The organism is Mitsuaria sp. TWR114 (assembly GCF_007997345.1).
On sequence record NZ_VOSR01000772.1, the window covers coordinates 1 to 3814 of the forward strand.

Genomic DNA, 3814 nt, shown 5'->3' on the forward strand with positions numbered 1-3814 from the left:
GGCCTACCTGCTGCGCAACCACGGCATCCTGTGCTGCGCCGCGGACAGCGACACGGCGATGGCGGCCGTCGAGCGCCTGGAGGACCTCGCCCGTGACCGCCTCGCCGCGCGCATCGACGAGCGCGTCCGCCGCGCGCCCGATCTCCGGGATCGCCTCGCCCCGGTGCGCGACCTGCTGCTTCATCTCAAGGGACCGTGATGTCTTCGCTCGCCTCTTCCTCGTCATCCCCGCCTTCTCCGTCTCCCTCGGCGTCCGCGTCGTCGTCGCCCGCATCGCCGTCAGCCACGCCGTCGTTCGCGACGGACGGTCCCGCGCGAGAGACCGCCGACGCGGACCTGCCCGCCGTGCCCACCTGGCCCGACACGCACGCGCTCTACGAGCGCTTCGCCGCGCTGGTCAACCAGCCGATGCGCCCGATCCGTCCGGACGCGATGCCCAAGGTGCTGCGCTGGTTCGACGAGCACTGCGCCGGCTCCAAGCGCCTGGCCGAGCGCGCCGCCACCGTCATCCCGGGCGGCGTCCAGCACAACCTCGCCTTCAACCATCCCTTCCCGCTGGCGATCGCGCAGGCCCGCGGCGCCCACCTCACCGACGTCGACGGCAACCGCTACATCGACTTCCTGCAGGCCGGCGGTCCGACGCTGCTGGGCAGCAATCCGCCGGCGGTGCGCGAGGCGGTGCAGGCGCTGCTCGACGACTGCGGCCCGGTCACCGGCCTGCTGCATGCCTACGAGGTCGAGCTGGCCGAGCGCGTCTGCCGCCACATGCCGGGCGTGGAGATGCTGCGCATGCTGGGCTCGGGCACCGAGGCGGTGATGGGCGCGGTGCGGCTGGCCCGCACCTTCACCCGGCGCCAGCGGGTCATCAAGATCGGCGGCGCGTACCACGGCTGGAGCGACCAGCTGGTCTACGGCATGCGCCTGCCCAAGACCGGCCGCATGGAGGCCACCGGCATTCCCCGCGGCGCGACGGCGCACACGCAGGAATGCCTGCCCAACGATCCCGAGGCGCTGCGCCGGCTGCTGCGCTGGAACCGCCTGCGCGGCGGCACGGCGGCGGTGCTGCTGGAGCCCTTCGGCCCGGAGAGCGGCACGCGGCCGGTGCATCGCGAGTTCAACGCCCAGGTGCGCGCGCTCTGCGACGAGTTCGGCGCGCTGCTCATCTTCGACGAGGTGGTGACCGGCTTCCGCGCCGGCCTGGGCGGCGCGCAGGCCTACTTCGGCGTGACACCCGACCTGACGGTGCTGGGCAAGTGCCTGGCCGGCGGCTACCCGATGGCGGGGGCGATCGGGGGGAAGCGGGAGATCATGATGTCGCTCGTCGGCGGGATCGGCACCACCTCGCGGCGGGCCTTCGTCGGGGGGACGCTGTCGGCCAATCCGCTCAGCTGCGTGGCGGGTTACCACGCGCTGCTCGAGGCCGAGCGGACCAACGCCCCCGGCGTGGCGGCCCGTGCCGGCGATCGCCTGCGCCGCGGGCTGGAGGAGATCATCGAGCGCCGCGGCCTGCCCTACGTCGCCTACAACATCGGCTCCATCGTCCACCTGCAGACCTCCGGCGTGCTGCTGCTCGACACCAGCAGCCTGTGGAAGCTGTTCCGTCTGAAGGACGAGGCGCGGCGGCGCAAGCACATGATGGAAGAGATGGGCGCGGCTTTCACCGCGCACGGCCTGATCTCGGTGGCGGGCAGCCGGCTGTACACCAGCCTGGCCGACACCGACGCGGTGATCGACGACGCGCTCAACCGCTTCGACGACGTGATGGCGCTGACATGAGCGAAGAGCACCTGCTGCGCGATACCTGGCTCGGGCTGCGGCGGCGGCTGCTGGCGCGGGGGCTGATGCCGGGCGCCGTGGACAGCCTGTCGCTGCGCGATCCCGCCAGCGGGGCGATGGCGTGGGGGACGGCGGAGGATGCGCTCGCGCTGGTCGAGGCCCTGGCGCCGGCGACCGGCGCCCGCAAGGAGGGCGCGGGCGGCGCGGACGGCCCGGGCCGCGTGGACGGCCACCTGCCCGCGATCGCGCTGCACCGCGCCGTCTACGCCGCGCGGCAGGACGTCTGCGCGGTGCTGATCGGCGGCGGCGCCTTCGGTCGCCAGCTGCAGGCCTTCGGCGGTTGGATGCCGGCGGTCTTCGACGAGCAGATCCGCCAGCTCGGCCACATGGGCCGGCCGACCGAGGCGCTGGCGCGATTGCCGCAGGCGCTGTCCAAGGGCGGCAACGTCACCCTGCATGCGGGTCGGCTGATCGTGCTGGGTATGACGCCGTCGCGGCTGGCGCTCAATGCGGAGCTCTTCGAGAAATGTGCGAAGGCCTGGGTGCCGGCGGTGGCCGGCGGCGCGGCGGTGAGCCTCCTGCCCTGGCTGGTGCGCCACATCGCCAACGGCCGATTGAGGAAGGAACAGGCCCAGGCCCGCGAGCAGGTGCGCCAGGGCCGCTGGCCGGCGGAGACGCGGGGGTACTGACGGGGGTGCGGACGAGGCTATGGAATCTCCCCCCTCGGGGTGACCAAGGTCGTCGCCTCGCTGAGGGATACTCGCCCGCGGCGGTCGGTTTGGATCGCATCTTTTTGTGGAGCTGCGCCATGGGCCTGATGGATTTCATCAAGAAACAGTTCATTGACATCATCCAGTGGACCGAGGACGACAACGGCGTCCTGGCCTACCGGTTCCCGATGCAGGACTTCGAGATCCAGTACGGCGCCTCTCTCACCGTGCGCGAATCGCAGATGGCCGTCTTCGTCAACGAAGGCAAGGTGGCCGACGTCTTCGGCCCCGGCATGTACAAGCTGACCACGCAGACGCTGCCGGTCCTCACCTACCTCAAGAACTGGGACAAGCTGTTCGAGTCCCCCTTCAAGAGCGACGTCTACTTCTTCTCCACCCGCCAGCAGGTGGACCAGCGCTGGGGCACGACGCAGCCCGTCACCATCCGCGACAAGGACTTCGGCGCGGTGCGCCTGCGCGCCTTCGGCAACTACAGCTACCGCGTCGTCGACCCGAAGAAGTTCCACACCGAGATCTCCGGCACCCGCGAGCGCTACACCGTCACCGAGCTCGACGGCCAGCTCCGCGGCCTGATGCTGCAGCACATCTCCGACGCGGTCGCCCAGTCCGGCATCCCGTTCCTTGACCTGGCGGCCAACCAGGTCGAGTTCGCCAAGGCGCTGCAGGAAGCCACCCAGCCGGCCTTCGACGCGCTGGGCCTCAAGCTCGAGATGGTCACGCTGCAGAACGTCTCGCTGCCCGAGGAACTGCAGAAGATCCTCGACCAGAAGATCGGCATGGGCATGATCGGCCAGAACATGGGCCAGTTCATGCAGTACCAGACCGCGCAGGCCATCCCCAAGCTCGCCGAGGGCGTGGGCTCGGGCGGCGGTGGCGTGGCCGGCGACGCGATGGGACTGGGCGCCGGCCTGGCGCTGGGCCAGACCATGGCGCAACAGCTGCAGCAGGGTCTGACCGGCGCCAATCAGGGTGCCCAGCCGGCCGCGCCGGTCCAGCCGCAACCGGTCAGCCAGGGCGCCGACGAGGTCCTGCTGCTGCTCGAGAAGCTCGGCGACCTCAAGGCCAAGGGCATCCTCACCGACGAGGAATTCGCGGCCAAGAAGGCCGAGTTGCTGAAGAAGCTCAGCTGACGCCGCCAGGCGTGCTCCGCCCCGGGTCCTGATTGGCTACCGCTTCCCCCCAGCGCCGCTGGCAGGCGCAGTGCCCCCATTGCGGCGCGCCGGTCGAGTTCGCCTCGGCCGCGTCGGCCAGCGCCGTCTGCAGCTATTGCCGCTCCACGCTGCTGCGTGAGGGCGACGCGCTGCGCC

The 3814-nt window shown here is 71.2% G+C and carries 4 protein-coding genes; all 4 read left to right on the forward strand.

What is annotated here, in order from left to right:
- A partial coding sequence (locus tag FUT87_RS29310; protein ID WP_222617261.1) for a class II aldolase/adducin family protein occupies window positions 1-199 on the forward strand: 199 nt, incomplete at its 5' end.
- Between the two features lie 146 nt (window positions 200-345).
- The gene (locus FUT87_RS23965) at window positions 346-1776 is read left to right on the forward strand and encodes an aspartate aminotransferase family protein (protein WP_255511997.1); all 1431 of its coding nucleotides are present in this window, start codon (window positions 346-348) and stop codon (window positions 1774-1776) included.
- Window positions 1773-2465, forward strand: coding sequence for a hypothetical protein (locus FUT87_RS23970; RefSeq protein ID WP_147242615.1), 693 nt, complete (start codon window positions 1773-1775; stop codon window positions 2463-2465). Before FUT87_RS23965 ends, FUT87_RS23970 begins: the two co-directional genes overlap by 4 nt.
- 119 nt (window positions 2466-2584) lie before the next feature.
- On the forward strand, window positions 2585-3637 hold the full coding sequence (locus FUT87_RS23975; RefSeq protein WP_091733659.1) for an SPFH domain-containing protein: 1053 nt from the start codon (window positions 2585-2587) through the stop codon (window positions 3635-3637).
- Window positions 3638-3814: the final 177 nt, after the last annotated feature.